The sequence below is a fragment of the Bacillus sp. AY2-1 genome (genome assembly GCF_008368965.1).
Classification (GTDB): Bacteria; Bacillota; Bacilli; order Bacillales; family Bacillaceae_G; genus Bacillus_A; species Bacillus_A thuringiensis_S.
In genome coordinates this window covers 1-3,985 of record NZ_QPEL01000206.1, presented here as the reverse complement: position 1 = coordinate 3,985, position 3,985 = coordinate 1, and the positions used below count along the sequence as shown (strand labels likewise).

Genomic DNA, 3,985 nt, shown 5'->3' with positions numbered 1-3,985 from the left:
AATTACCCCTTTATAAGTGATTTAGAAAAGACGAGTGTAATAAGAAGATTGGCGCTCTTTTACTTCGTCCATAATGTTTTGGATGTGTTGCTCACGTAAAATCTCTTTCTGTGAAAGCTTACGTTTTTGAATGGTGATTGTTAAAAAGAATGCTTTAAATTTCATGAATATATTACCCCTTTAAAATATATTTTTAATACATTTGAGTGTAGTATGAACTTTTAATGTCAGTTATTTTATCAGTCAGTTGTTTTAACTGTTGTTTACGAATGATTTCAGTTTCAGATAAAGTATTTTTTTGAAGCACAGTCGTAAAAAAGAAAATATGAAAAGTCATAAATGAATTCCTCCTTTCGAAAAGGAATTACAGGTGATCACAGTAAAGTGCTTGGCGCTCCTTAACATCATTCATAGCTTTTTCAATTTGCTCATTATGAAGAATTTCATCTTTGGAAATTGTATTTCTTTGAATCGTAATACTTAAAAACAATACGCTAATAGTCATTGAATGTTGCTCCTTTCTTAGAAAAATAATGTAAGAGACTAAAAAAACCGCGCAAAAAAACCACAGGAAGATACAGTTCTCCTATGGCGGGGCGTGAAAAAGCCACAGGAAAGTATACGACCTCCTGTGGCGAATTTATGAATTAAATGAAATAAAGTACGATTTTCAATTCTCCATTAGGGTGGTCGAATTCATATTTAATTGTCCAGAAAACACAGGTGCAGTTAACGCTAAAGTTAATGCATGTAATTGTAATTTCATCATTTCCTTCGACCTCCTTTTAGAATTTTTTTCTTACGTTAGTAAGTATATACAATTAATGGATAATTGTAAACATAAAAAATGAAAATTTTTAATTTTGATTAAAATGCGTATATTTAAAAAGGGATTTGAAAGTAAATATTGTAATTAACGAAATATCGATAAAAATGGGGGATGCTAAATGAAATATATGCATCATAACATGATCGTTATGCTAACAATTTTTTTATTCATTACGGCTTGTTCTAACGGAGAAAGAATAAAAGATATATATGATGTTAGGTCAGATGATTTTAAGAAATATACTGGGACATACGTTGGTAATAATTCAGATGTGGTTGCAATTATTAATCATTTATCCGGTGGTGGAACAGTTCAAAGTATAAGTTTAGAAAATGAAAATATAAAAGTGAACTATGGTGCAAAAGAGAGTGGAGCTCTTACAGAAGAAATGATTGAGACGTATTGGTTTGATGAGAAAGATACGATGAAGAAGAATTTTCTCTTTAATGCTACCTATCTAGTAATTTTAGTACCAAACGCAAAAGCTTATGAGTTTCAAATAGAAAATAAAAACTTTAAGATAACGAGGGAAGAAATGTTATCAATTTTGCATAGGGAATTCGATGATTTTCCAAAAGAAAAAGATATATGGGATAAAAATAAAGTTATAAAGTTCTTTAACGGCAATGAAGAAAAAATTAAAATGCTTGTGGAAGATAAAGATTTTCGGAAATCTTTATTTGCTAAATATCCAGTAAGCCAGTTGAAATAATGGAGGGGAGAAGATGGAGTTAGTATACAAAATTTCTTATCATAGAATGCAGGATCATTATTTACCTAAATTAGTACAGGCAATTAGGCTCGTTAGTGAAGAAGATTTGTGGAAACAAGAGACCTCTGTTAATTCAATTGGTGGAATCGTACTACATATTTGTGAACATTTACAGAGAAATACAAGGCGTTATAAGGATCCAAATATAGTTTTTGAAAATGGAATTGAAGAATATTTTCCAGTGAAACAAATAAGCTCTGAAGCTTTGTTAAAAACTGTTGAAGAAATATTTGATGAGTGGGGAAAAGCATATATACAGGTCTGGGAAGAAAAAAGGCATATTGATCTTCAAAGTCTATTACATTTAGTTGAGCATACAAGCTATCATTTAGGGCAAGTAGTAGATCGTACAAAATGTATTGAGGGACAACAGTTTAATTTTTGTCAAAATGGTATAAATGAAAAAATTTGAGAACAAGAGTTTAAACTTCGAATTTTTAGAAAGAGAGTCATTCTTAATTGAATGACTCTCTATTTTTGTAAAAGAAATTAATGGAAAAAAATAATTCTATGTGATATGGTTAATTACATAAGTAATGAACCTATGAACCTAAGGTGGTGAAAATGTGAAGCCGACTCTAGAACAAAATAAATTAATATACATACAAATTGCAGAAACGATTGAATCTGATATTTTAAAAGACATATTGCTTGAAGAAGAACAAGTTCCATCGACAAATCAATTTGCGAAGATGTTACAAATAAATCCGGCTACGGCAGCTAAAGGGGTGAATGTATTAGTGGATGAGGGGATTTTATATAAAAAGAGAGGGATCGGGATGTTTGTTGCAAAAGGAGCAAAAGAAGTTGTACTAAAAAAAAGACAAAATACTTTTATGACTGAATATTTACCTAAAGTGTGGGAAGAGGCGAAAGTACTAGAAATATCAAAAGATGAATTGATGGATATGATTCAAAAGATTACGAAGGAGGGGAAAGAGGGATGATTGCACTTGAAACGAAAGATGTAACGAAAAAGTATAAAAAGAAAATAGCTGTAAATGAAGTAACGATTTCATTGGAAGAGAATAAAATATATGGTTTGCTTGGAAGGAACGGAGCAGGGAAAACGACTTTATTAAATTTACTTGCAGGTCAAATTACTTCAAGTAGTGGAAGTGTATCAATATTTGGTGAAAATGTATTTGAAAATAGTAAAGCAATGCAAAATATTTGTTTTGTTAGAGTTAAAGAAGTTGCATATTTAAATGATAAAGTAAAAGATATTTTTAATTTATGTAACATGTTTTATAAAAACTGGGATCAAGAGTTTGCTGAAGAACTTGCTAGGAGATTTCAACTTAATTTGAAAGACAAATACCATAAATTATCACATGGAATGCAAACTGTAGTAGGAATTATTCAAGGATTAGCAAGTAGGGCGCCGATTACAATTTTTGATGAACCGACTACCGGTTTAGACGCAGCACATCGAGAGTTGTTTTATAGTTTACTATTAGAAGATTATGGTGAGCATCCAAGAACAATTATATTATCAACTCATTTAGTAGAAGAAGTAACCCATGTTATCGAAGATGTAATTATCATAAAAGAAGGTGCACTTGTTGTCCAATCATCAGTGGAAGATTTATTACGACAAGGTCATATTATTTCAGGGAAAAAAGATAAAGTAGGTGAGTTTTCAATTAATAAAAAAGTTATAAATCGAGAAGTTTATGGAAATAAGGGGATTTCTGTTATATGGGAAGAACTTTCTAATGAAGATTATTACTCTCTTGAAAAAGAAGGATTATCAATTGATAGAATTACATTACAAAAACTATTTATTTATATAACTGGTGGTGAAATAAAATGACGATGTTAATGAAGCAGTTGAAGTTACATATAAAATATCAGTATAAAGCCATTCTTATCTTTTGGACTGTGGCATTACTTATAAAAGGGACAATGACTGCAACTGATTTAAAGGGAATAAAGGTAGCATTTTTACACGATATCTTTAATAATTCATCAATTGTAATCGTAATGTTTATTGTGATAAGCGTGTTTCTTATTCAACTTGATATTTTTCCTACAGTCGTCTCGTTTGGTGTCACTAGGTTGCAATTTTTGATTGGTTCAATATGTTTTAATTTATTGCAATCAGCATTGTTTTCATGTCTTCAAGCTTTGTTTTTACAGGATACATTTTATAAAATAGAACATGTAAATTTAGGAGCATCTGCAATTGAACAATTCTTTGTACAATTCATATTTTATAGTACATTAGCTTGTTTATTCCAATCAACAACTATTGTTCAGAAAAGATTTAATTGGTTCGGATTCGCCTTTAGTATAATAGTTTTATTCGGATTGGCGAGTACAATGTATGCAGGGATAGGTATAAAAGAGTTGGTGTTTATTAATAGTAAAATGTTACTAGA

At 30.2% G+C, this 3,985-nt stretch carries 7 protein-coding genes and 1 pseudogene; 5 read left to right on the top strand and 3 right to left on the bottom strand.

Annotated features, from left to right (window positions below):
* Positions 1-21: 21 nt before the first annotated feature.
* Genes DN403_RS28735 through DN403_RS28725 form a run of 3 tightly spaced genes read right to left on the bottom strand, consistent with a single transcriptional unit; the run spans position 22 to position 505 of the window.
* On the bottom strand, positions 22-165 hold the full coding sequence (locus tag DN403_RS28735; RefSeq protein WP_000668963.1) for a YrzI family small protein: 144 nt from the start codon (positions 163-165) through the stop codon (positions 22-24).
* A 28-nt stretch (positions 166-193) separates the two neighbouring features.
* Complete coding sequence (locus tag DN403_RS28730) at positions 194-337, bottom strand: YrzI family small protein (protein WP_000142727.1); 144 nt, start codon at positions 335-337, stop codon at positions 194-196.
* Between the two features lie 27 nt (positions 338-364).
* Complete coding sequence (locus DN403_RS28725; RefSeq protein ID WP_000156193.1) at positions 365-505, bottom strand: YrzI family small protein; 141 nt, start codon at positions 503-505, stop codon at positions 365-367.
* A 442-nt stretch (positions 506-947) separates the two neighbouring features.
* Here DN403_RS28725 and DN403_RS28720 point away from each other — a divergent pair, with 442 nt between their 5' ends.
* The 5 genes and pseudogenes from DN403_RS28720 to DN403_RS28700 all read left to right on the top strand — a co-directional run.
* Positions 948-1,541 carry a DUF4825 domain-containing protein gene (locus DN403_RS28720; protein ID WP_044798018.1) on the top strand — a complete coding sequence of 198 codons (594 nt, stop codon included), beginning with the start codon at positions 948-950 and terminating at the stop codon, positions 1,539-1,541.
* A gap of 13 nt (positions 1,542-1,554) precedes the next feature.
* Positions 1,555-2,027: pseudogene (locus tag DN403_RS28715) on the top strand (DinB family protein).
* Between the two features lie 140 nt (positions 2,028-2,167).
* A complete protein-coding gene (locus tag DN403_RS28710) occupies positions 2,168-2,548 on the top strand; it encodes a GntR family transcriptional regulator (protein WP_000805185.1) in 381 nt (126 codons plus the stop codon).
* Positions 2,545-3,417 (top strand): ABC transporter ATP-binding protein, encoded by an 873-nt coding sequence (locus DN403_RS28705; RefSeq protein ID WP_149186025.1) that lies wholly within the window; start codon positions 2,545-2,547, stop codon positions 3,415-3,417. The genes DN403_RS28710 and DN403_RS28705 overlap by 4 nt, the downstream gene beginning before the upstream one ends.
* The coding region (locus tag DN403_RS28700; RefSeq protein WP_149186024.1) for a DUF4052 family protein at positions 3,414-3,985 on the top strand (572 nt) is incomplete at its 3' end. The genes DN403_RS28705 and DN403_RS28700, both read left to right, overlap by 4 nt.

Bases quoted from the DNA above. Each gene is read 5' to 3' on its own strand.
- DN403_RS28735 (WP_000668963.1), bottom strand. From the start codon at position 165: ATGAAATTTAAAGCATTCTTTTTAACAATCACCATTCAAAAACGTAAG.
- DN403_RS28730 (WP_000142727.1), bottom strand. From the start codon at position 337: ATGACTTTTCATATTTTCTTTTTTACGACTGTGCTTCAAAAAAATACT.
- DN403_RS28725 (WP_000156193.1), bottom strand. From the start codon at position 505: ATGACTATTAGCGTATTGTTTTTAAGTATTACGATTCAAAGAAATACA.
- DN403_RS28720 (WP_044798018.1), top strand. From the start codon at position 948: ATGAAATATATGCATCATAACATGATCGTTATGCTAACAATTTTTTTA.
- DN403_RS28705 (WP_149186025.1), top strand. From the start codon at position 2,545: ATGATTGCACTTGAAACGAAAGATGTAACGAAAAAGTATAAAAAGAAA.